This window comes from Streptomyces sp. NPDC048361 (genome assembly GCF_040651795.1).
Lineage (GTDB): Bacteria > Actinomycetota > Actinomycetes > Streptomycetales > Streptomycetaceae > Streptomyces.
Map to the genome: position 1 here is coordinate 1 of NZ_JBEZKW010000094.1, position 21,142 is coordinate 21,142.

20 protein-coding genes and 1 pseudogene are annotated in these 21,142 nt (G+C 71.6%); 9 read left to right on the forward strand and 12 right to left on the reverse strand.

Translation table 11 applies throughout. The features are described 5' to 3' along the window. The first annotated feature begins 135 nt into the window (after window positions 1–135). The 6 genes and pseudogenes from AB0D31_RS32580 to AB0D31_RS32605 all read left to right on the forward strand — a co-directional run bounded on the left by AB0D31_RS32580 (window position 136) and on the right by AB0D31_RS32605 (window position 4,432). Window positions 136–447 (forward strand): pore-forming ESAT-6 family protein, encoded by a 312-nt coding sequence (locus AB0D31_RS32580; RefSeq protein ID WP_328311255.1) that lies wholly within the window; start codon window positions 136–138, stop codon window positions 445–447. Between the two features lie 52 nt (window positions 448–499). Further along, a complete protein-coding gene (locus tag AB0D31_RS32585; RefSeq protein WP_362729848.1) occupies window positions 500–931 on the forward strand; it encodes a DUF6507 family protein in 432 nt (143 codons plus the stop codon). Further along, window positions 928–3,384, forward strand: coding sequence for a hypothetical protein (locus AB0D31_RS32590; protein WP_362729850.1), 2,457 nt, complete (start codon window positions 928–930; stop codon window positions 3,382–3,384). Before AB0D31_RS32585 ends, AB0D31_RS32590 begins: the two co-directional genes overlap by 4 nt. Continuing rightward, complete coding sequence (locus tag AB0D31_RS32595) at window positions 3,384–3,755, forward strand: hypothetical protein (RefSeq protein WP_362729853.1); 372 nt, start codon at window positions 3,384–3,386, stop codon at window positions 3,753–3,755. The genes AB0D31_RS32590 and AB0D31_RS32595 overlap by 1 nt, the downstream gene beginning before the upstream one ends. A 27-nt stretch (window positions 3,756–3,782) precedes the next feature. Next, window positions 3,783–3,998, forward strand: a pseudogene (locus tag AB0D31_RS32600) (Imm49 family immunity protein); the annotation flags it as partial. Between the two features lie 62 nt (window positions 3,999–4,060). After that, complete coding sequence (locus tag AB0D31_RS32605; RefSeq protein WP_362729856.1) at window positions 4,061–4,432, forward strand: hypothetical protein; 372 nt, start codon at window positions 4,061–4,063, stop codon at window positions 4,430–4,432. Between the two features lie 286 nt (window positions 4,433–4,718). Here AB0D31_RS32605 and AB0D31_RS32610 read toward each other — a convergent pair whose 3' ends face one another. Further along, window positions 4,719–6,002 (reverse strand): adenylosuccinate synthase, encoded by a 1,284-nt coding sequence (locus AB0D31_RS32610; RefSeq protein ID WP_362729859.1) that lies wholly within the window; start codon window positions 6,000–6,002, stop codon window positions 4,719–4,721. A gap of 177 nt (window positions 6,003–6,179) precedes the next feature. On the opposite strand from AB0D31_RS32610, the gene AB0D31_RS32615 reads away from it, so the two are divergent. Continuing rightward, window positions 6,180–7,052, forward strand: a complete 873-nt coding sequence (locus tag AB0D31_RS32615) for a diacylglycerol kinase (RefSeq protein WP_362729861.1) — start codon at window positions 6,180–6,182, stop codon at window positions 7,050–7,052. A 159-nt stretch (window positions 7,053–7,211) separates the two neighbouring features. Here the strand turns inward: AB0D31_RS32615 and AB0D31_RS32620 are convergent, their stop codons facing one another. The 4 genes from AB0D31_RS32620 to AB0D31_RS32635 all read right to left on the reverse strand — a co-directional run bounded on the left by AB0D31_RS32620 (window position 7,212) and on the right by AB0D31_RS32635 (window position 11,310). Then, on the reverse strand, window positions 7,212–8,471 hold the full coding sequence (locus AB0D31_RS32620; protein WP_362729864.1) for a cytochrome P450: 1,260 nt from the start codon (window positions 8,469–8,471) through the stop codon (window positions 7,212–7,214). Between the two features lie 139 nt (window positions 8,472–8,610). Further along, window positions 8,611–9,270, reverse strand: a complete 660-nt coding sequence (locus tag AB0D31_RS32625; RefSeq protein ID WP_362729867.1) for a response regulator transcription factor — start codon at window positions 9,268–9,270, stop codon at window positions 8,611–8,613. After that, window positions 9,267–10,622, reverse strand: coding sequence for a histidine kinase (locus AB0D31_RS32630; RefSeq protein ID WP_362729893.1), 1,356 nt, complete (start codon window positions 10,620–10,622; stop codon window positions 9,267–9,269). The genes AB0D31_RS32625 and AB0D31_RS32630 overlap by 4 nt, the downstream gene beginning before the upstream one ends. Before the next feature lie 190 nt (window positions 10,623–10,812). After that, complete coding sequence (locus tag AB0D31_RS32635; RefSeq protein ID WP_362729870.1) at window positions 10,813–11,310, reverse strand: FBP domain-containing protein; 498 nt, start codon at window positions 11,308–11,310, stop codon at window positions 10,813–10,815. 131 nt (window positions 11,311–11,441) lie between these two features. Here AB0D31_RS32635 and AB0D31_RS32640 point away from each other — a divergent pair, with 131 nt between their 5' ends. Both AB0D31_RS32640 and AB0D31_RS32645 read left to right on the forward strand, forming a co-directional pair. Further along, window positions 11,442–12,011, forward strand: a complete 570-nt coding sequence (locus AB0D31_RS32640; protein WP_362729873.1) for a WHG domain-containing protein — start codon at window positions 11,442–11,444, stop codon at window positions 12,009–12,011. 47 nt (window positions 12,012–12,058) lie between these two features. Next, on the forward strand, window positions 12,059–13,249 hold the full coding sequence (locus AB0D31_RS32645; RefSeq protein WP_362729876.1) for an SGNH/GDSL hydrolase family protein: 1,191 nt from the start codon (window positions 12,059–12,061) through the stop codon (window positions 13,247–13,249). Here AB0D31_RS32645 and AB0D31_RS32650 read toward each other — a convergent pair. From AB0D31_RS32650 to fbaA, 7 genes are all read right to left on the reverse strand, one after another. Then, the gene (locus tag AB0D31_RS32650; RefSeq protein WP_362729879.1) at window positions 13,246–14,115 is read right to left on the reverse strand and encodes an alpha/beta hydrolase; all 870 of its coding nucleotides are present in this window, start codon (window positions 14,113–14,115) and stop codon (window positions 13,246–13,248) included. The genes AB0D31_RS32645 and AB0D31_RS32650 overlap by 4 nt on opposite strands. Window positions 14,116–14,202: 87 nt before the next feature. After that, a complete protein-coding gene (gene kynU, locus AB0D31_RS32655) occupies window positions 14,203–15,561 on the reverse strand; it encodes a kynureninase (protein WP_362729882.1) in 1,359 nt (452 codons plus the stop codon). Next, the gene (locus tag AB0D31_RS32660; RefSeq protein WP_362729896.1) at window positions 15,554–16,387 is read right to left on the reverse strand and encodes a tryptophan 2,3-dioxygenase family protein; all 834 of its coding nucleotides are present in this window, start codon (window positions 16,385–16,387) and stop codon (window positions 15,554–15,556) included. The genes kynU and AB0D31_RS32660 overlap by 8 nt, the downstream gene beginning before the upstream one ends. Before the next feature lie 129 nt (window positions 16,388–16,516). Then, window positions 16,517–17,296 carry a DUF3152 domain-containing protein gene (locus AB0D31_RS32665; protein ID WP_362729885.1) on the reverse strand — a complete coding sequence of 260 codons (780 nt, stop codon included), beginning with the start codon at window positions 17,294–17,296 and terminating at the stop codon, window positions 16,517–16,519. 364 nt (window positions 17,297–17,660) lie between these two features. Beyond that, window positions 17,661–18,074 (reverse strand): DUF3151 domain-containing protein, encoded by a 414-nt coding sequence (locus tag AB0D31_RS32670; RefSeq protein WP_362729887.1) that lies wholly within the window; start codon window positions 18,072–18,074, stop codon window positions 17,661–17,663. A 95-nt stretch (window positions 18,075–18,169) separates the two neighbouring features. Further along, window positions 18,170–19,618, reverse strand: coding sequence for a DHA2 family efflux MFS transporter permease subunit (locus tag AB0D31_RS32675; RefSeq protein WP_362729899.1), 1,449 nt, complete (start codon window positions 19,616–19,618; stop codon window positions 18,170–18,172). 320 nt (window positions 19,619–19,938) lie between these two features. After that, the gene (fbaA, locus tag AB0D31_RS32680; RefSeq protein WP_362729890.1) at window positions 19,939–20,961 is read right to left on the reverse strand and encodes a class II fructose-bisphosphate aldolase; all 1,023 of its coding nucleotides are present in this window, start codon (window positions 20,959–20,961) and stop codon (window positions 19,939–19,941) included. Window positions 20,962–21,142: the final 181 nt, after the last annotated feature.

Consider the following 21,142-nt stretch of genomic DNA (forward strand, 5'->3'; position numbering starts at 1 on the left):
GGCCAGTCCGGCATGGACAACGCGTTCGGTGCCGGTGACCACGAGCAGGAGTCCAACGCCCACCAGAACATGGCGTCGGCCAACTTCGACGCGGCCCGCTTCGGCGCGCGCCACTAACCCCGGGGGAGACAGATCATGGGTCAGAATCTGGACCGGCGCAGCTACGACACCGGCGCCTCCACCGAAGTACAGGGCGGTCTCGCCGGGATCATCGGCAACCTGGAGCGCGTCCTGAACGACCGTGACCGTGCCGTGAAGGCCGCGATGGCCGAGTTCACGGCGGACGGCGTATCGGACGAGTACCACGGCAAGGAACTGCGCTGGAACAAGGCAGCCGCCGAGGTCCGCGAAATCATCCGCCTGGTACGCGGCACGCTCGAGCTGAACGACGGCACCGCCCACTCCACCCTGTCCAAGGCGAAGGCCGCGGTCGACGCGATCGGCTGAGGCATCAACAGGGTTGCAGTAGGCGGATGTTGAGACACGGGGGTGTGGTGACGTGACGGGTTGGGACATCAAACCGTCCGGGGTTTCGGGCGTGTTGCAGAAGACGGGTACGGCGGCCGAGGCCATGTCGACGGCCGGCACGGCGATGCAGGAGAGCCTGAAGTCCGCGGCGACGTCGGCAGGCACGATCTCGGGACCGGTCTGCGGCCCCGCACCCATGGGCCCGGTCGGCGGTGCGCTGGGTGAGTTCATGCAGCACAAGGCGCAGGAGCTGGGTTACATCGCGGTGCGTACGCAGCATTCGTTGCAGGGTGCCTTCGATGCGACGACCGCGTACGTCCATGGTGACCTCGACATGGCCGCGAACAAGCAGAGCCAGGCCGTGAAGGAGCCCGTCGTCAACGACAAGGGCCAGGAACTCGGCCCCGACGGAAAGCCCGTCGAGCCGAAGCCCGACCCGTCGAAGCCGGAGGGCCACAAGTGAGCGACGATGTCATCGAGCCGGCCGGCATCCCCATGTTCACCGGCAATCTGGAGCAGCTCACCAAGGACGCGGCCGCGCTCACCAAGCAGGCCGGCGATTTCCGTGACGGCGGGGCCAACGTCCACAAGGAGTTCCAGGGCCTGTCCGCCTGCTACCAGGCGCCCGAGGCGGATCAGCTCTTCGCGACCACGCTCCCCGTCAAGACGAAGGCGGACGATTTCGCCGGCGACTTGGAGAAGGCCGCGGCGGCGCTGACCGAGTACGAGGGCGTCGTGCGTCCCCTGGTCGCCAAGTTGCAGAGTCTGCGGACGGAGGCGTTCGCGTTCACCGACAGCATCGCCGGGGACGACCACTGGCGGCGGGACCAGTCGAAGATCGACCACAACGAGCGCCTCATGAGTGACGTGGGGGCCACTGTCGCCGCGTTCACCGACGCCGAACGCGCCTGCCACGACAAGATCACCGCGCTCGTCGGCGGCAGCAAGCTGACGGTCGACGACGGCAGCCACAAGCCCGGCATGTACGGGTTCTCGGCCGACGCCCTCCAGCACGCCGAGGAGACCCCCTGGGGCGGCCACGCCCAGCGCGAATACACCGGCCTGCGCTGGCTGTGGGAGCAGACCAAGTCGTTCGTGTGGGACGGGTTCATCGTCGACGGGGTGTGGGGCACCATCAAGGGCCTGGGCACGCTCGTCGGCACCGACGGTTGGGACAAGGCCGGCCAGGCCTGGACCGGTCTCGCGAAGCTGGCGACGGGCCTGCTGATCACGGCGACACCGCTCGCCGCGGCCTACTGGGCCGTCCCGGACAAGGATCTGCCCTCCTGGCTGCGGGACTCGCGCACCGCGATGAAGGAGACCGGCAAGGCCCTGGTCGCGTGGGACGAGTGGGGCAAGAACCCCGCACGCGCCGCCGGCGGGGTCACCTTCAACGTCCTGACCACCGTCTTCACCGGCGGCGCGGGCAGCGCGGCCAAGGGCGGCGCCGTCGCCAAGGTCCTCTCCGTCACCGGCAAGGTCGCCAAGGTCGTCGACCCCATGACCTACGTGGCGAAGGCCGGAAAGTTCGGCATCATCAAAGTCGGCGACCTCTTCGGCAACCTCAAGAACATCACCAGTGGCCGCTACGCCGACCTGTTCGCCAACGGCAACAAGTTCAACCTCGACGACGCGTACGCGAAGAACGCGGACGTACCCGTCGATGTGCCGGTGGTGAAGGGCAACTACATCGAATGGCCCGGCGGCAGCCGCCTCAACCTCGACGACGGCCAGGTCTACAAGCCCGACGGCACGGCCGCGCCGGCCCACGTCGAACTCAGCGCCGACGACGTCGCCCGCCTGAAAAGCGCCTTCCCCCACGTCGACGCGACGGTGCCGGGCGGGGTCAAGGAACCGGTGCTGGTCGGTGCGGGCGACCGCGCGGGCCACGTCGGCGACCACCCGGCGACCCCGGGCGCCCACACGCCGGGCGGGATCGCGGGCCACACGCCGGGGGGCACCGCGGGCCACACGCCGGGCGGTACCGCGGGCCACACGCCGGGGGGCACCGCGGGCCACACGCCGGGGGGCACGGCCCATGACCTCGGGGCCACCGCGAGCCACGAAACTCCGACCGGCCCGCACAACTCGGGCGCCCACAACGAGCCCGGGCCGGGTGCGCACAGTGACGGCCATGCGCCGGAGCGGGCCACGCACTCCGGTGAGCACCTGCCGCAACACGGCGGTCCGTCCGAATCGCCCGGTGCGCACCCGGGGGGCCACGACACTCATTCCACCGGCCATGGGGGCGAACAGCACGGCGGGACGCATCCCGGCGACCCTCTGCACGGAGTACCGCACGGAGACGTGGCTCCCCCGCCCCCGGGTCCCGGCACGAAGATGCTGGCGCAATTGGATGCCGGCCGGGTGGAGGTGGAGAACGGTCTCATCACCAAGGTCGACGGCCGGCCGGTGTCCGACTACCTGGACGACCTCGCTCGTGACCGCGCGGGCGCGTACCGCGCGGCGAAGGACGCAGGCACCTTCCCGCGCAAGCAGACAGGCGCATGTGTCGGAGCCGTCATGGACCTGCGCACCGGTGAGGTGTTCGAGGGGATCAACGGCAAGGCAGACGACGTCATTCCGCCAGATGAACTGCACCCCACCCTCGCGGCTCGTTACGAGTCCATCGGTGATCCGCCGCCCCACAAGGACCACCCGCTTGGCCACGCAGAGGTCAAGGCCGCCAACGAACTGCTGTGGCGGAGGACAGAGCTCGGCCTGCCGGATGGACCGTCGGCGCTCGCGGAGCTGAGGGCATCGGTGGAGTTCCCCTACCTCTCCGACAAGGCGACAGGACTGCCCGGGCGCTCAGCCCCGTTCTGTGCGAACTGCGACCATATGCTGAAGGACGTACCGAGCAGCTACGGACGCTTCACGGGCTTCCCTCCGAGTGAAGAAAACTGGATTCCCTAATGGCCACGACACGCAGGATCGACATCGACAGTCCCGATGTGGACATGGACGACGCTCAACGCCTCCTCTATCGAGGCGAGTTGTTCACCGGGGAAGTTGTGGAGTATTTGGCAGGAAAGCTGGTGAGCCTGGACGAGTACACGGAGGGTGTTCAGGACGGCTGGTCGCGGGAGTGGTACCCGGACGGCACCCTGCGTTCGGAGGGGCAGGTACGGGAAGGCCTGCCCGCCGGGGAATTCAAGGCATGGCACGCCAATGGAGTGCTCGCCTCGCGGAAAGTCTTCGATCAGGATGGGCTGTCCCTCCTCGAAGAGCTCAGGTGGGACGAGAACGGCCACCCCACACGGGAATGGCGGTCCCACGGCCAGTGAGCCCCAGCCCCAGGGGGTGACCAGGAGAAGTTCACCGAAGCCCTGATCCAGGCGGTCCAGCTCCACCACGAGTACTGGACCGACGACGAGGAGCGCCGCGAAGACCTCGACGGGGCAGTCGCCCTCGCCCCCCTCGCCCTCGCCTGCCTCGCCTACGACGCCGGACAGCCCATCGAGGTGGAATCGGAGTACCTCCCGCAGAACCTGCTCGACCGCAGCTGGCTGGGCGAGTTCCCCACGTGATGTGAGATTCAGGCGGCGGAGATCGACACAGGGGAGATCGACGCAGAGGAGATGGGGAGCAGATGACTTTGAAGGCAGGCCAGCGGGTGGTGCTGGCAGTGGACACCCGCCTGACCGATTCGGCCGAGGTGTCGGGGGTCGTCATCGGGTTCCTGTCCCTGGCGGCGGGCACCGGCGGGACCGTCGAGCAGGTCGTCGGCTACCAGGACGAGAGCGACGACGTGCGCGAGTACGAGCGGCTCAAGTCGCTACTCGACTCCTTCGGGGGCGAGATGCCCTCGGAGAGCAGAAGGCAGCTCGAAGAGAAGGTCCGCTCTCTGGAACCCGCGTGGGCCGCCTTCCAGGAACGGGGGCCTCGCGTGAGCGTGCGGGTCCGCTTCGACAACGGATTCATCCTCGACGGAGCCCACGAGGACCTTTTCGTCCCCGCCTGAGGCGTGCCTGAGGGTGCGTCCCGGGTCGGACCTGGCGGTCGGCGGTCGGCGGTCGGCGGTCGGCGGTCGGCGGTCGGCGGTCGGCGGTCGGCGGTCGGCGGTCGGCGGTCGGCGGTCGGCGGTCGGCGGCCATGCTCGCGCGCTTCGGCGACCCCACCAGCCTCCACGTGGCTCTGCCACGCCGGGCCCCCGGCTGCCATTCGGCGCCGGGGGCCCGGCTCGGTGGACCCCGCTCCATGGGTCCCGCACAGCGGGTCCCGCTGGTCGTGACCCGCTCCTCGCGGCCCTAGATGAACGAGTTGATCTCGATCGTCTCGGTGCGGCCGGGGCCGACGCCGATCGCGGAGATCGGCGCGCCCGACATCTCCTCAAGCGCCTTCACGTAGGCCTTCGCGTTCTTCGGCAGCTCGTCGAAGGTCTTGGCCTTGGTGATGTCCTCGGACCATCCCGGCAGCTTCTCGTAGATCGGCTTCGCGTGGTGGAAGTCGGTCTGGGAGTACGGGAGTTCCTCGACGCGCTTGCCGTCGATCTCGTACGCGACACACACCGGGATCTCCTCCCAGCCGGTCAGCACGTCCAGCTTGGTGAGGAAGAAGTCGGTCAGGCCGTTCACACGGGTCGCGTACCGGGCGATCGGCGCGTCGAACCAGCCACAGCGACGGTCGCGGCCGGTGGTGACGCCGCGCTCGCCGCCGATGCGGCGCAGCGCCTCGCCGTCCTCGTCGAACAGCTCGGTCGGGAACGGGCCCGCGCCGACGCGGGTCGTGTACGCCTTGAGGATGCCGATGACACGGCTGATCTTCGTCGGGCCCACGCCCGCACCCGTGCAGGCGCCGCCCGCGGTCGGGTTCGAGGAGGTGACGAAGGGGTACGTGCCGTGGTCGACGTCGAGCAGGGTGCCCTGGCCGCCCTCGAAGAGCACGACCTTGTCGTCGTCGAGCGCCTTGTTCAGGACCAGCGTGGTGTCCGTGACGAACGGCCTGAGCTGCTCCGCGTACTGGAGCATCTCCTCGACGATCTTGCCGACCTCGATCGCGCGGCGGTTGTAGACCTTGGCGAGCAGCTGGTTCTTGCCCTCCAGAGCCGCCTCGACCTTCTGCTCCAGGATCGACTCGTCGTAGAGGTCCTGGACGCGGATGCCGACGCGGTTGATCTTGTCGGCGTAGGTCGGGCCGATGCCGCGGCCGGTCGTACCGATCTTCCGCTTGCCGAGGAAGCGCTCGGAGACCTTGTCGAGCGTGACGTTGTACGGCGTGATCAGGTGAGCGTTGCCGCTGATCAGGAGCTTGGACGTGTCGACGCCTCGCTCGTTCAGTCCGCTCAGCTCGGAGAGCAGGACCGCCGGGTCGACGACGACTCCGTTACCGATCACCGGGGTGCACCCCGGTGAGAGGATCCCGGAAGGGAGAAGATGCAGCGCGTACTTCTGGTCGCCTACGACGACGGTGTGGCCGGCATTGTTGCCGCCCTGGTAACGCACCACATAGTCAACGGAACCACCGAGGAGGTCGGTGGCCTTTCCCTTGCCCTCGTCACCCCACTGAGCACCGAGCAGCACAAGTGCGGGCACAGGCGTACACCCCTTCCGGGCGGGGCATGTCCAAGGTCAGGGGCATACGCGTTCCCTACATGGGTGCGTACACCATGGGCCTGATCCGTTGAACCGGTTGCCCCGGAATAGACGAAGCCCCTGGCGCAATAGCGCAAGGGGCTCTTGCACAAAGATGCTACCCGAGGAAGGACCGAGGTGTCGGCTGCGCACCAGCTCGTCGTGCTCATCGACCCGGTCGCCCGCCGTATTGACGGCGAGTCCGTACGGATCGCGAAAGATGTGCTGTGTGCGGGAGCACAGGCGAAGATTTGCTGGCCACAGGGGCCGGAGGAGTTCGCGCGGGCCCTGGCTCGCCGGGGCGGCCGGCGCACGGTGGTGGTCGGCGACGACCAGGCGCTGCTACGCACCGTGACCTTGCTGCACCGTGAGCGTGAGCTCGACCGGGGCGCGCTGGCGCTTGTTCCGGTGGGCGCGGCGGACTCGCTGCGGCTGGCCCGCTCGCTCGGGGTGCCGATGGGGGCGGTGGCGGCGGCGCGGGCCGTCCTGGAGGGCGCGGGGCGCCGGCTCGACCTCCTGGTCGACGACTGCGACCAGGTGGTGCTGGGGGCGCTGCGGGTGCCCGCGCTGGGCCCCGTCCGCGCGCGGTCCGCGTCGCCGCTGGGGGCGGGTTCGGGCTCGGCGGGCTGGGGTCCGACCGGGTCCGGTCCGGCGGGGTGGGGTTCGACGGTGTGGGGTACGGCCCGTTCCCTGGTACGCACCCTGGTGCGGGCGCCGGCCCCGGTGGCGGCGACCGTCGCGCACCGGCTGCGGGTGGAGGCGGACGGGGTCCTCCTGAGCGACCTGGACCAGCCGGTGGCGGGGGTGTCGGTGGCGTCGGTGAACGGGCTCGCGCAGGTGGAGGTGCGGGGGTGTGCGGGTGAGTCGGCGAGGGCGTCGGCGCGCGCGGTCACGATTTCCGGGCCGGTGGGGGGGTTTCGCTATGGGGCGGATGCGGTGGTGGGGGGGCCGGTTCGTACGCGTACGTGGACGGCGCTTGCGGGGGCGTGGGAGCTGGTCCTCCCGACCTAGCCGACGCGTGCGGCTCCGCCGACCCGCCCGTGCGGCTACTTGAAGGTGGCGGCTACCTGGGGCTCCGCCCCAGACCCCGTTCGCGCCTTGAAGGGCGCTCGTCCTCAAACGCCGGACGGGCTGAAGATATGCGTGCGGGCCCGCATCAGGTGATGTTCCTCAGCACTCCACCCGGAGCTCCGCAAGCCCCCGGATGACAAACCCCGCACCCCGCACCGGCTCAGCAACCAATCGCAACCCCGGCGCCTTCGCGAGCAATTCACCGAAGGAAGCGTGAAGTTCGAGCCGAGCCAGCGGAGCGCCCAGGCAGTAGTGGATGCCGGCACCGAAGGACACGTGCGGGTTGTCGGTGCGGGCGAGGTCGAGGATCGCGGGGTCCGCGAACCGGGCCGGGTCGTGGTTCGCGGACCCGAAGAGGAGCGCGACCTCGCTGCCGCGTGGCAACCTCTGCCCCGCGAACTCGATGTCTTCGAGCACCCAGCGCTCGAACAGCTGGAGCGGAGTGTCGTACCGCATCAACTCCTCGACCGCCGTGGGCAGCAGCTCCTCGGGCGCGGCCCGGAGCGCCGCGAGCTGCCCGGGGTTGCGCAGCAGCGCCCACCACCCGTTGGCAGTGGTGTTGACGGTCGCCTCGTGCCCGGCGTTGAGGAGCAGGACACAGGTGGAGATCATCTCCTGCTCGGTGAGGCGGGTGCGGGGGCGGGAGCCGGGGTCGGGGCCGGGCCCGGGGTTGCCCCCGTCGTCGTACGCCGCGATGAGCGCCGAGATCAAGTCCTCGCCGGGGCTCTTGCGCCGCTCGGCGATCAACTCCCGCAGATACTCGGTGAATTCGAGTGAGGCACGCACCGCCCGCGCCGCCGTCTCCTCGCCGGGGTTGAGCTCGTACATACCGCAGATCGCGGCGGACCAGGGGCGCAGGAGAGGGCGGTCGGCGTCGGGGATGCCGAGCATTTCGGCGATGACGGCGACGGGGAGCGGCTCGGCCACATCCGCGACGAGATCGCCGCCGCCCGCCGCGACGAAGTCGTCCACGAGCCGCGCGGCGAGCCGTCGCACGGTCGGAGCGAGCCGCTCCACGGTACGTGGGGTGAACGCCTGCGAGACGAGACGGCGGATACGGGTGTGATCCGGGGGCTCCAGGTCGAGCATGCCGTGATCGTTGAGGGTGTGGAAGGGCTCGTGCGCGGGGGGTGGCGGAGTGCGGCCGAACTCCTCGTGGGAGTAGCGGTGTTGATAACTCCGGCCCAGCCGCCGGTCGCGGAGCAGCGCGGAGACGTCGGCGTGGTGGGGGATCAGCCACTGCCCGGTGGGCGGGTAGTGAATCACCCGCCCCGCCGCTCTCAGCTCCGCGTACGCGGGGTAGGGGTCCGCGACGAAGTCGGCGTCGCGGGGGCGGAAGAGGGCGGCTGCGTTGGTCATGGGGGTGAGGATGAGGGGTCGCGGGGTTCGGATCAAGGCAAGCGGGCCTTCCGCGGAGGGTGCGACGTGGTCTGCGCGTCGCGCCGGGTCCGGGGCGGAGCCCCAGGGGGCCGCACCCCCAAGTAGCCGCACGGGCTGGCTAAGACGGGGTCACCAGGCGGGTTTCGTACGCGTAGACCGCCGCCTGTGTGCGGTCACGCAGGCCCAGTTTCACCAGCACCCGGCTCACATGCGTCTTGATCGTCGACTCCGCCACCACCAGCCGCCCCGCGATCTCCTGGTTCGACAGACCCTGGGCGATCAGGACGAGTACCTCCGTCTCACGGTCGGTCAGTTCCTCGACCTCCCCCGTCGGCGACGCCGCCCGCGTCGGCAGGACCCGCGCGAACTCGTTGATCAGGCGCCGCGTCACCGAGGGCGCGAGCAGGGCCTCGCCGGACGCCACCACCCGTACCCCGTCGGCGAGTTGACGCGCGGAGGCGTCCTTCAGGAGGAAGCCGGACGCGCCGGCCCGCAGCGCCTGGTACACGTACTCGTCGAGGTCGAACGTCGTCAGGACGAGCACCTTCGACGATGCGTCCGCCGCGACGATCTCCCGGGTCGCCTCGATGCCGTTCATGTGGGGCATGCGGATGTCCATGAGGACGACGTCGGGGCGGAGCGCCTGCACCTGGGCCACCGCCTCGCGCCCGTCGACCGCCTCGCCGACGACCTCGATGTCCGGCTGCGCGCCGAGCAGGACCGAGAAGCCCTCGCGCACCATCATCTGGTCGTCCACGATGAGGACCTTGATCGTCATGCCCGCTCCTCCGCGCCGGCGGCGGCGCCCGCGTCCTTCGCCAAGTCCACGCCCGGCTGCCCGCCCGACTGCTCCAGGCCCGGCTGCCCCACGCCCGGCTGCGCCTGTTCGGCCGCCGCCACCGGCAGGAAGACGGTCACCTCGTAGCCGCCCTCGGCCGTCCGTTCCGCCGTCATCACCCCGCCGAGCATCGCCACGCGTTCCGCCATGCCGGTGAGCCCGTGACCGGAGCCCTGCGAGGGGCCCGCCTCGGCGGTCGGGCGTCCGTTGACGATCCGCAGGCCGAGGCCGCCCAGCACGTACCCGATCTCCACCCGCGCCCCCGATCCCGGCGCGTGCCGCAGGGTGTTGCTGAGCGCCTCCTGGATGATCCGGTACGCCGACAGTTCGACGCCCTGCGGGAGTTCGCGTACCGCGCCGGTGACGACCTTCTCCACGGGCAGCCCGGCCTCGCGGACGTTGGCGAGCAGGCCGTCCAGGTCGGCGAGGGTGGGCTGGGGGGCGTCCGGCGCCTCGTAGTCCTCGGCGCGTACGACACCGAGCACCCGGCGCAGTTCGGTGAGCGCGGCCACCGCGTTCTCGCGGATCGTGGCGAAGGCCTGGGCGAGCTCGGGCGGCGGGTTCTCCACCCGGTAGGGCGCGGCCTCGGCCTGGATGGCGACGACCGACATGTGGTGCGCCACCACATCGTGCAGCTCGCGGGCGATGTTGGTGCGCTCCTCCAGCACCGTCCGCTTGTCGCGCTCGACCGCGGTCACCGACTTCTCCGCGCTGACCTGCCGTTCGGCGTCCTTGCGGATGTGCACGAGGGAGATGACGAGCAGGACCGCGCCGTAGAACACCGCCATCTGCACGCTGCCCAGCGAGTCGGAGCGTCCGCGCAGGGTGCTCAGGACCACGCTGAGGGCGAGGGTGACCGCCCACATCCAGGCCGCGACCCGGGGCCGGGTGCGCAGCGCCACCACGACCAGGACGCTCAGGTGCATGAACGCCGGACCGGGCGTCCAGGGGCTCATGCTGCCGTGGTCCCCCAGCACCCCGGTGAAGACGATCACCGCGCACGACAGCCAGAACGCGCCGACGGGGCGGACCAGCGTCATGAGTACCGGCGCCGCGACGAGCAGCCCGCTCAGCAGGAACGCGCGCCCGTCGACGCTGCTCAGATTGCGCGTGTAGCCGAGCATCAGGGTGAGGAACGCGAGGAAACAGACCATCGCGTGCGGCAGCCATACCGCCGCCTCGCGTATCCCGCCCCTGCGGTCGCCCCCGCCCCGCGTGCGCCGGGGCGGGAGCGGCCGGTAGGCGAACGCGTCGTGGAACAGGTCCCTGCGCAGCCCTCCGTACGCGTCCATCGCCAGCCGGAACTCCGGAGTGCGCTCGGCGCCGCCGCCCGCTGCTGTGCTGCCGCTCCCCTGCCGGGGCCTGGTCGTCTCGTTCACACCCCCAAGGTAGGCGGCGGTACGGGCGCGGGCGTCCGGCGCGATGGGGATCCTGCGGGGTCCGCCTCAGGGACTACGCCGCGCGCCGCGCAGCCCCCACTCCTCACGCGCTCGCCGTCACCTTGGCGATGAACGCCGCGACGTTCTGCACCGTCCGCTCGATCTTCTCCTCCACCGTGAGCGTCTCGTGCAGCCGCGACCCGGGCCCCGGGTCCTTCTTGCCGCGTACGTAGAGCGAGCAGTCGAGGTCGGAGCAGATGTAGGCGCCCACCGAGTTCCCCTCCTTGCCGGGCTTGCCCGCCTTCGGCGCGACCATCAGGGAGACCCCGCCGGAGTGGGTGGTCAGGCACATCGAGCACATGCTGCGCCGCTGCCGGCCCGAGACCGCGCCGGAGCAGCGCAGCGTGAGGCCCCGCGGGCGGCCGTCGAGCTCGACGACGAGGTAGCCGCGATCGGGTGCCTGCGGGTCGCGCCAGCCGAAGTAGTCCAGGTCGTCCCAGGGCCGCTCGGCCAGACCGTGCGGCACGGCCAGACGCTTGGCCTCGCCCTTGGAACAGTTCACGAAGGCGGTACGGATGTCGTGTTCGGTCAGCGGCTTCATGAGAGCCACGGTAATTTGCCTAAAGGGCTTAGGCAAACGCATTATTGCTTCAGGCAGAGTCGCGGGGGCAGGGAGGGGCGGAGAGGGCTTGCCCCCCCCGAGCGCGCGAGCACCAGAGAGGGAGGCCGGGCATGGCACGTGTGGGGCTCACCACCGAGCGCCTCGTCCAGGCGGGCGCCGAGCTCGCCGACGAGGTCGGCTTCGAGCAGGTGACCGTCTCGGCGCTCGCCAGACGGTTCGACGTCAAGGTCGCGAGCCTGTACTCGCACGTCAAGAACTCCCAGGACCTCAAGACCCGGCTCGCCCTGCTCGCCCTGGAGGAACTCGCGGCCCTCGCCGCCGACGGCGTGGCCGGCCGCTCCGGCAAGGACGCCCTCGCCGGCCTCGGCAACGCCTACCGCGACTACGCCCACGAACACCCCGGCCGCTACGCCGCCGCCCAGCTGCGCCTCGACCCCGAGGCGGCGGCCGCGAGCGCGGGTGGCCGGCACGCGCGGATGACCCGGGCGATCCTGCGCGGCTACGACCTCACCGAGCCCGACCAGACCCACGCGGTGCGCCTGCTCGGCAGCGTCTTCCACGGCTACATCACCCTGGAGATGGGGGGCGGGTTCAGCCACAGCGCCCCCGACACCCAGGCGACCTGGCACCGCACCCTGGACGCCCTCGACGCCCTCCTGCGCAACTGGCCCGCGTCCTGAGCCCAGTCGCACACCCGGCCGCCCCACACGACGGGAGCACGAACCCGATGCCCTCACTCGAGCCGATCACGAACCCCGTGTCCACCCCCATCACCGCCGAACTCCTGCGCGGCGCCCTTGAGTTGGAGTACACCGAACGAGGTGTCCTGCCGCACCGGCTGCCGGCGTGGGCGCGGGCCCGGGGCGCCGACGCGCAGCTCCTCATGGCCGAGGCCCAGCCCTCCGGCGTACGCCTCGCCTTCCGCAGCCGGGCCACCGCGGTCGAGTTGGACGTGCTCCCCACCAAGCGGGTCTACGCCGGTGCCCCGGCCCGCCCGGACGGGGTGTACGACCTGCTGGTCGACGGCCGCCCGACCGGCCGGGGCAGTGTGTCCGGCGGCCATACGCTCACCATCGACATGGCCGCCGGCACCACGGCGTACCGGCCGGGCGACCCCGGCACCCTGTGCTTCGCCGGGCTGTCCCCCGAGGACAAGGACGTCGAGATCTGGCTGCCGTACGACGAGGGCACCGAACTCGTCGCGCTGCGCACCGACGCCCCCGTCGAGCCGGTCCCCGACCGCGGCCGCGCGGTGTGGCTGCACCACGGCAGTTCGATCAGCCACGGCACCGACGCCGCGAGCCCCGCCACCATCTGGCCCGCGCTCGCGGCCTCCCTCGGCGGCGTCGACCTGATCAACCTGGGCTTCGGCGGCGGCGCGATGCTCGACCCGTTCACCGCGCGGGCCATGCGGGACACGGCCGCGGACCTGATCAGCGTCAAGATCGGGATCAACCTGGTCAACGCCGACGTCATGCGGCTGCGCGCCTTCGTCCCCGCGGTGCACGGTTTCCTCGACACCATCCGGGACGGGCACCCGACCACCCCGCTCCTGGTGATCTCGCCCATCCTGTGCCCCATCCACGAGGACACCCCCGGCCCCAGCGCCCCCGACCTCACCGAACTCGCCGCCGGGCGGCTGCGGTTCCTGGCCGCGGGCGACCCGGCGGAACGCGCGAGCGGCAAGCTCACCCTGTCCGTCATCCGCGACGAGCTCGCCTCGATCGTGGCGGCCCGCTCGGCAGACGACCACAACATCCATCATCTGGACGGACGTTCGCTGTACGGGGAGCGGGACGCCGAGGAGCTGCCGCTGCCCGACGCCCTCCACCCGGACGCCGCGACCCACCGCCGCATGGGCGCGCGCTTTGCCGAACTCGCTTTCCAGCAGGGTCCGTTCGCCCGCTCAAGCAGCTAGTACGCCAGCTGCGCGATCTCCTCGGCCACCACCGCGCACGCGTCGGCCGCGGGGTCGATCAGCGGGAAGTGACCGACGTCGTCCAGCAGGGTCAGACCCACCATCTCGCCCGCCTTCGCCGCGGCGTCCACATACGCCTCCGCGACGGCCGGCGGTACGACGATGTCCTCGCGGCCCTGCACCACGGTGGTGGCGATACCGGTGGGCAGCAGGACGGCCGGGTCGGCGTGCGGGGCCCGCGCCGCCAACTCACTGACTCCGCCCAGGAGTTGGGCCACAGCCCCAGAACACACATCCAGCTCGACCGCCGTCGCGAAGTGGGCGATCGGCGCGAGGGCCACGACGCCGCGCAGGGCGGCGGGGCCGTGGGTGCGCCACGGGGAGCCGGACGGCAGGACGTGCCGGGCCGCGGCCCACAGGGCGAGGTGACCGCCCGCCGAGTGCCCGGTGACGACGGTGCGGCGCGGATCGGCCTGCGGCACCGCGTCCCGTACGAGCTGCGGAATCGCGTCCAGGGCGGCCGCCACGTCGTCGAACGTGTCGGGCCAGCGCCCCGCCACCGGCCCGTCCCCGCCCTGCTGCGGCAGCAGGCTCCCGCGCCGGTACTCCACGTTGGCGACGGCGAACCCGCGCCGCGCCAGGAAGTCCGCGAACGGCGTGAGGTGCGCACGGTCGTACGGGGTCCGCCAGGCACCACCGTGCAACAGGACGACCAGCGGGGCGCCCGCGCGGGCGTCCCTCGGGGCGTAGAAGTCGACCACCTGGTCGGGGTGGTCGCCGTAGGAGGCGGTGGCGTCGGGGGCGACGGCGGGATGGGAGAGAACGGAAGCCTCTTCGGCCGCGTCACGCTCTACGGGATCCGTCATTCCCCAACCTTTCGCCAGGCCAAGCCGGTTGATCACCCGGGTGCCCCGGACGCTACCAGGGCGTACGGGGCACCCACGCCGGCCGGTTCAGCTCAGCAGCGCCGCGAGTTCCGTCGCGGCCCGTCGTGCGTCGGCGAAGCCCACGTACAGCGGGGTGAAGCCGAAGCGCAGGACGTCGGGGCGGCGGAAGTCGCCCACCACACCGCGCTCGGTGAGGGCGCGCATCACGTCACCCGCCTTCTCGCAGCTGAGCGAAACCTGGCTGCCGCGCTCGGCGGCGGCCGCCGGGGTCACCGAGGTGACCCTGCCCGCCGGGACGTACGCCTCGACACACTCCAGGAAGAAGTCCGTCAGGGCCAGGGACTTCGCTCTGACCGTGTCGATGGAGACGCCGTCCCACACGTCGAGTGCGGACTCCAGGGCCAGCATCGACAGGATGTCCGGGGTACCGACCCGGCCGCGGACCGCGCCGTCGCCCGGCGCGTACGCCGCCCGCATCCCGAACGGGTCCTCGTGCGAGTTCCAGCCGGGCAGCGGAGTGTCGAAGCGGGCCTGGTGGTCGCCGCGTACGTACAGGTACGCGGGTGAACCGGGGCCACCGTTCAGATACTTGTAGGTGCAGCCCACCGCGAAGTCGACGCCGTGCGCGCCGAGACCGACCGGCAGCGCGCCCGCGCTGTGGCACAGGTCCCACACCGCGAGGGCGCCGGCCGCGTGGATCGCCGCGGTCATGCCGGGCAGGTCGTTGAGGCGGCCGGTGCGGTAGTCCACGTGGTTGACGAGGACCGCGGCCGTGCGGGGGCCCAGGGCGGCCGGGATCTCGGCGGGGGCCAGGGCGCGGATGCGGTGACCCGTCATGCGCGCCGCGGACTCGGCGACGTAGCCGTCCGTGGGGAACGTCGAGGCGTCGACCAGGATCTCGTCCCGGTTGCCCCCTTGGCGCCGCTCGCCGAGCCGGTCCCGGCCTTGGTCGTCCTGGATGCGCGCGGCCAGGCGCACCGCACCCACCAGCGCCTTGAAGACGTTCACGCTCGTCGAGTCGCCGACCACGACGGTGCCGGGGTCCGCGCCGATCAGTGGCGCGATCCGGTCGCCGATGCGTTCGGGCGCGCTCCACCAGCCGCTCTCCTCCCAGGAGCGGATGCGCAGCCGGCCCCACTCGCGGGCGATGACGTCCTGCATACGGGCCGGAACGTGCCGGGGCAGCGCCCCGAGCGAGTTGCCGTCGAGGTAGACCACGCCGTCGTCGAGGTCGAACAGGTCGCGGTGGCGGGCGAGTTCATCGGCGGTGTCGAGAGCCGCGGCCTTGTCGGCGAGGGCATCTGCGGCGTCGGGCGCCGCGGGCCTGCTGAGCAATGCGTCGGCGGCGGCGGGCGCCGTGGCCTGGGCGGCGAGGGCGTCCGCGGCGTCGGGCGCCGCGGGCTTGTGAGTCAGGGCGTCAGACATGGCTGCGCGCCGTCCACAGCTCGGGGAACACGCTCTTCGTGGCGCGCTTCTCCAGCCATGCCACCCCGGCCGAGCCGCCCGTGCCCGTCTTGGACCCCATGGCGCGGCGGGTCGCGACGAGGTGGTCGTTGCGCCAGCGCCACACCAGCTCGCCGACGTTGGTCAACGCCTCGCCCAGGCGCACGAGTTCGGCGTTCTGATCGCCGGTGTACAGCTCGGTCCACACCGCTTCGACCTCGGCGGACGGCTCGTACTTGAGGGTCAGGTCGCGCTGGAGCACCGAGGCGGGCACGGCGTACCCGCGGCGCGCGAGCAGCGCGAGCACCTCGTCGTACAGGCTGGGCTCGCCCAGGGCCTTCTCCAGCTCGGCGTGGACGCGCGGGGCGCCGCGGTGCGGCACCAGCATGGAGGCGGACTTGTCGCCGAGCAGGAACTCCATCCGCCGGTACATCGCCGACTGGAACCCGGAGCCCTCGCCGAGCGAGGACCGGTAGGAGTTGAACTGCGCCGGGGTCAGCTGCGCCAGCGGCGTCCACGAGGCGTTCAGCGCCTCCAGCTGGCGCACCGAACGCTTCAGGGCATCCACCGCTACCTGCACGCGGTCCTCGCGCAACGCCCGCGACGCGGTCTCCCACTCGTGCACGATGACCGTGAACCACAACTCCATGACCTGGGTGGTGACCAGGAAGACCATCTCGCCGGGGTCGTCGGAGCGCAGGTGCTGGAGGTGGGTGAGGACGTCCGCCTGGACGTAGTCCTCGTACGGTGTCGTGCCCGCGAAGTCCAGATAGGGGGTCTCCGGCTGGTCGCCCGACTGGGGCGGCATCACCGGTTCGGACATCTTTGATGACATCGCTGTCTCCTCGATGTGTCCGGGTAGCGGTCCGCCCCTTCCTTGGTCGGCATCGGAGCCCCGGTCCCCACCGGCATCATAAGCACGCCTCGGCCCGCGCCGTCAGGGCACCGAGGGGCCCGTGACGAACGTTCCCGCGGCGGTGTAGGGCCAGGCGTTGGACTTGCAGCCGTTGAGGCCCTTGATCTGCTGCATCATCACCGGAGCGAGCTTCCCGGCCCCCGGGCACGCCATGTGCTGGTGGTAGCCGATCAGATGGCCTATCTCGTGGTTGATGATGAGGTGGCGGTACTCGGCGGGCGGCCCGTCGTACTGCGGCGAACCGGTCACCCAGCGCTTGAGGTTCACGACGACACCGCCGACGACCTCACAGTTGAGCTCGCCCCCGGTGTCGCCGACGGCGGCACACAGCTTGTCGGTGGTCTTCGGGGTGGCGATCTTGATGACGACGTCGGCGCCGCTCGCGACGAGCTGGAAGCGGCCCTTGCCGTGCGCGGCCCAGCTGCGCGGGTCGGACAGGATGGTCTGGATCTCGATGGCGGCCTGCGTGGCGGAGACGTCGGCCCCGTCCTCCACCTGCACCTGGTAGCGGCGCAGTGGCCCGCCGGTGCCGACGACCTTGCCGGACGCCTTGGCGGTGGTGAAGGTGCCGGGCCCGGACCGCGGTACGTCATCGGCCTTCGGGCTGCCGGACGCGCTCGGCTTCGGCGACGCCGAGGGCTTGATCGGCACGGCCTCCACGGGCTGCGGGGGCCGCTCCTCCATGGGGCTGGCCGCGATGTTGCCCGGCTCCGCGGCGGAGGTGTCACCGCCGCCGGGCCACTGGGCGAGGGCGACGCCACCGAGCGCGGTGACGGCGATCAGGGAGCCGACCAGGAGCAACAGGCGCGAACGTCTGCTCCTTCTCTGCGCCCCGCTTCCCGTCCGCGACCCGCTTCTCGTCTCCGACCCGCTCCGCGTCTGCGACCCGCGGCGTGGTCGTCCTTGCTGTGCGGCGCGGCCCTGCGGGCGGCCGTGGCCCGTCGTGCCTGATCCACTCGTGTTGCTGCGGGCGCCTCGCTTGCCCAAGACAGAGCTCTCCCCTGATCCCCGGCTGGAGTTGGGGGGAGAGGAATGGGGCCTCTGCGCCAGCCTGTCGATGCGGCCGGGCGCTCGCGATCGTCGTGTTCGCGTGGGCCGGGACCGTCCGTGTCAGACATACAGATGCCACGGACGGCCCGGACGTTCCCTTGTGGCCGCGAGTGGATCAGCCCAGGGTGTCGGCGGCGAGCGGCGAGGAGTCCCGCAGGAAGGTCGTGCAGCGCTCGTACTCGGCGTCCTCGCCGATCGCCTGCGCGGCGCGGGCCAGGGCGTGCAGGGCGCGCAGGAAACCGCGGTTGGGCTCGTGCTCGAACGGGACCGGGCCGTGGCCCTTCCACCCGGCGCGGCGCAGCGAGTCGAGGCCGCGGTGGTAGCCGGTACGGGCGTAGGCGTACGACTCGACGGTGCGGCCGGCGTCGAACGCGTCGTCGGCGAGCTGGGCCCAGGCGAGGGAGGAGGTGGGGTACTTCGCGGCGACATCGGCGGGGGCGGTGCCGCCGGCGAGCAGCTCACGCGGCTCCGGGTCGTCGGGGAGGAGGGTCGGGGCGGGGCCGCCGAGCAGGTTCTCGTGAAGGGACATGCGGTCCAGTCTGCCATCGAGGGGCCCGGGGATTCCCTCCCCGAGCAGGTGGGGTTCGGCGGGGGGCCGGGCGGAGCCCCGAGGTGGGCTCCCCGTCAGGTCTCGGGGTGGTTGGGTTCGATGGCGGGGCCGGAGACACCGGCCTGCATGCGGCACTCCGGGGTCACGCCCGGCGCCGGCCGCCGCACGGTCAGCACCGCCACCACCGAGGCCAGCACCAGCGCCCCCGCACACATCGGCATGGCCCGCCGGAACGTCGCCCCGAACTCCTCCGCCGAGCGGTACGCCTCCGGCCCCATCCCCGCCGCCAGCGGCAGCGCCGCCACCGCGATCAGCCCGGCCGCGCGCGCGGCCGCGTTGTTGATGCCGCTGGCGAGCCCGGCGCGCCCCTCGTCGACGGAGGCCAGCACCGTCGCGGTGAGCGGCGCCACCAGGGTGACCATGCCGAGGCCGAGCACCACGAGCGCGGGCAGGACGTCACGTACGTACGACGCGTGCGCACCGACCCGCAGCATCAACAGCATCCCGGCCGCACACAACAGCGGCCCCACGGTGAGCGGGATGCGCGGCCCGATGCGCTGGCCGAGCTCGCCCGAGCGGGCCGAGAGCAGCAGCATCAGGACGGTCGTCGGCAGCAGGGCCGCGCCCGCGCCGAGCGCCGAGTACCCGGCGACGACCTGCAACTGGAGCGCCGCGAGGAAGAAGAACCCGCCGAACGCGGCATACACGCACACCGTCACCGCATTGACCGCCGTGAAGATCCGCGAGCGGAAGATCGCCGGCGGCAGCATGGGGTCCGGCAGCCGCCGCTCCCGCCGTACGAACGCCGCACCCGCCCCGAGCCCCACGACCGCCGCCCCCACCACCAAGCCCGACGAGCCCTGCCCGGGCGCCTCGATCAGCGCGTACGTCACCAGGGCGAGGGTCAGTGCGCCGAGCGCCGCGCCCATCACGTCGAAGGGCCCGGTGTGGGTGCGCGGGTCCCGCGACTCCGGTACGTGGCGCAGGGCAACCGTCACGCAGAGCGCGGCGAGCGGCACGTTGATCAGGAACACCCAGCGCCAGCCGGGGCCGTCCACCAGCCAGCCGCCGAGGAACGGGCCGACGGCCGCCCCGACCCCGCCGAGCCCCGACCACACCCCGACCGCGCGGGCCCGGTCGTCCGGGTGGAAGCCCGCCTGGATGATGGCGAGGGAGCCGGGGGTGAGCAGGGCGCCGCCGATGCCCTGGAGGGCGCGGGCGGCGATGAGTACGCCGGCGTTCGGGGCGAGGCCGCACAGCAGCGAGCCCGCGGCGAACCAGATCACCCCGGTCACGAACACCTTCCGCCGGCCGTACCGGTCGCCCAGAGCGCCGCCCAGCAGAATGAGGCCGGCGAGGGTCAGCATGTAGGCGTTGACGGTCCACTGCAGGACGGCCATGTCCGTGTCGAGGTCGGTGCCGATGTGGGGCAGGGCGACGTTGACGACGGTGGAGTCGAGCAGGGCCATGCCGGAGCCGAGGACTGTGGTGAGCAGGACCCAGCGGCCGGGGCCGGTGCGCATGCGTACGTTGTCCGCCACAGCACGACTGTCCCCCGCCGGGGGCCGCCCCGAAACCCCGGGGTTCCCCCGAGAGCGCGCCCCGGACCCCGGGGGGCTTGCCCACCCTCCCCCAAGCCCTCAAGGCCTCTGCTGGCCATCCTGCCAAGTTCAACCCCGCCAAGGGCGCGGGGAACTGCGCGAGAAGCGAGCACGGTCCGCAGACACAGCGGGGTACAGGGGCGCGGGGACTGCGCGAGGGGCTGCGTCCGGGCGCCGGGCAAGGGAAGGCCCGGCGCCCCCGCGAGGGGGACGCCGGGCCCGTAGCGCGGCTGCGGCGCCGCCTACTTCAGCTTCGTACCCGTCGACCGAAGGTTCGCGCACGCCTGAGTGACCCGCACAGCCATCCCCGCCTCGGCGAGCTTGCCCCACGTGCGGGGGTCGTACGTCGACTTCTTGCCGACCTCGCCGTCCACCTTCAGGACACCGTCGTAGTTGCGGAACATGTGGTCCGCGACCGGCCGGGTGAAGGCGTACTGCGTGTCGGTGTCGAGGTTCATCTTGACGACGCCGTTCTCCAGCGCCGTCGCGATCTCCTCCGCCGAGGAGCCCGAGCCGCCGTGGAAGACGAAGTCGAACGGCGAGGGCTTGCCGTACTTCTCGCCGACGCCCGCCTGGAGGTCCTTGAGCAGCTCCGGGCGGAGCACGACGTTGCCCGGCTTGTAGACGCCGTGGACGTTGCCGAAGGACGCGGCCAGCAGGTAGCGGCCCTTCTCGCCCAGGCCGAGCGCCTCGGCGGTGCGCAGCGCGTCGTCGACGGTCGTGTACAGCTCGTCGTTGATCTCGTGGCTGACGCCGTCCTCCTCGCCGCCGGTCGGGGTGATCTCGACCTCAAGGATGATCTTCGCGGCGGCGGCCTTGGCGAGCAGCTCCTGGCCGATGGCCAGGTTGTCCGCGAGGGTCTCGGCGGAGCCGTCCCACATGTGCGACTGGAACAGCGGGTTCAGACCCTTGGCCACGCGCGCGGCGGAGACCTCGATCAGCGGGCGGACGTAACCGTCCAGCTTGTCCTTGGGGCAGTGGTCGGTGTGGAGCGCGACCGTGACGTCGTACTTGGCGGCGACGACGTGCGCGAACTCGGCCAGGGCGACCGCACCGGTCACCATGTCCTTGTTGTACTGGCCACCCAGGAACTCCGCACCACCGGTGGAGATCTGGATGATGCCGTCGCTCTCGGCCTCCGCGAAGCCGCGCAGCGCAGCGTGCAGGGTCTGGGTCGAGGTCACATTGATGGCCGGGTAGGCGAACTTGCCTGCCTTCGCCCGGTCGAGCATCTCGTTGTAGACCTCGGGGGTTGCGATGGGCATCTGTCCGCTCCTTGTGATGTGCGGGGTGTGCGATATGTGCTGGCCCTGACCTGGGGGCGACGTCATCGTCGCGGACCATCTTTCCAGACTCTGGCAGCGGCTCCACCCCGTGGACGTCCCAGGGGCGGGCCGGGGGTCGGGGTAAGGGGCGCCCCGGGGGCGAAACGCCGGTGGGGCGCGC

Excerpts from the sequence above, each read along its gene's own strand:
- AB0D31_RS32580 (WP_328311255.1), top strand. The coding sequence starts at position 136 with ATGGGTCAGAATCTGGACCGGCGCAGCTACGACACCGGCGCCTCCACC.
- AB0D31_RS32595 (WP_362729853.1), top strand. The coding sequence starts at position 3,384 with ATGGCCACGACACGCAGGATCGACATCGACAGTCCCGATGTGGACATG.
- AB0D31_RS32605 (WP_362729856.1), top strand. The coding sequence starts at position 4,061 with ATGACTTTGAAGGCAGGCCAGCGGGTGGTGCTGGCAGTGGACACCCGC.
- AB0D31_RS32620 (WP_362729864.1), bottom strand. The coding sequence starts at position 8,471 with ATGACCAACGCAGCCGCCCTCTTCCGCCCCCGCGACGCCGACTTCGTC.
- AB0D31_RS32625 (WP_362729867.1), bottom strand. The coding sequence starts at position 9,270 with ATGACGATCAAGGTCCTCATCGTGGACGACCAGATGATGGTGCGCGAG.
- AB0D31_RS32630 (WP_362729893.1), bottom strand. The coding sequence starts at position 10,622 with ATGGACGCGTACGGAGGGCTGCGCAGGGACCTGTTCCACGACGCGTTC.
- AB0D31_RS32635 (WP_362729870.1), bottom strand. The coding sequence starts at position 11,310 with ATGAAGCCGCTGACCGAACACGACATCCGTACCGCCTTCGTGAACTGT.
- AB0D31_RS32640 (WP_362729873.1), top strand. The coding sequence starts at position 11,442 with ATGGCACGTGTGGGGCTCACCACCGAGCGCCTCGTCCAGGCGGGCGCC.
- AB0D31_RS32645 (WP_362729876.1), top strand. The coding sequence starts at position 12,059 with ATGCCCTCACTCGAGCCGATCACGAACCCCGTGTCCACCCCCATCACC.
- AB0D31_RS32650 (WP_362729879.1), bottom strand. The coding sequence starts at position 14,115 with ATGACGGATCCCGTAGAGCGTGACGCGGCCGAAGAGGCTTCCGTTCTC.
- kynU (WP_362729882.1), bottom strand. The coding sequence starts at position 15,561 with ATGTCTGACGCCCTGACTCACAAGCCCGCGGCGCCCGACGCCGCGGAC.
- AB0D31_RS32660 (WP_362729896.1), bottom strand. The coding sequence starts at position 16,387 with ATGCCGCCCCAGTCGGGCGACCAGCCGGAGACCCCCTATCTGGACTTC.
- AB0D31_RS32670 (WP_362729887.1), bottom strand. The coding sequence starts at position 18,074 with ATGTCCCTTCACGAGAACCTGCTCGGCGGCCCCGCCCCGACCCTCCTC.
- AB0D31_RS32675 (WP_362729899.1), bottom strand. The coding sequence starts at position 19,618 with ATGCGCACCGGCCCCGGCCGCTGGGTCCTGCTCACCACAGTCCTCGGC.
- fbaA (WP_362729890.1), bottom strand. The coding sequence starts at position 20,961 with ATGCCCATCGCAACCCCCGAGGTCTACAACGAGATGCTCGACCGGGCG.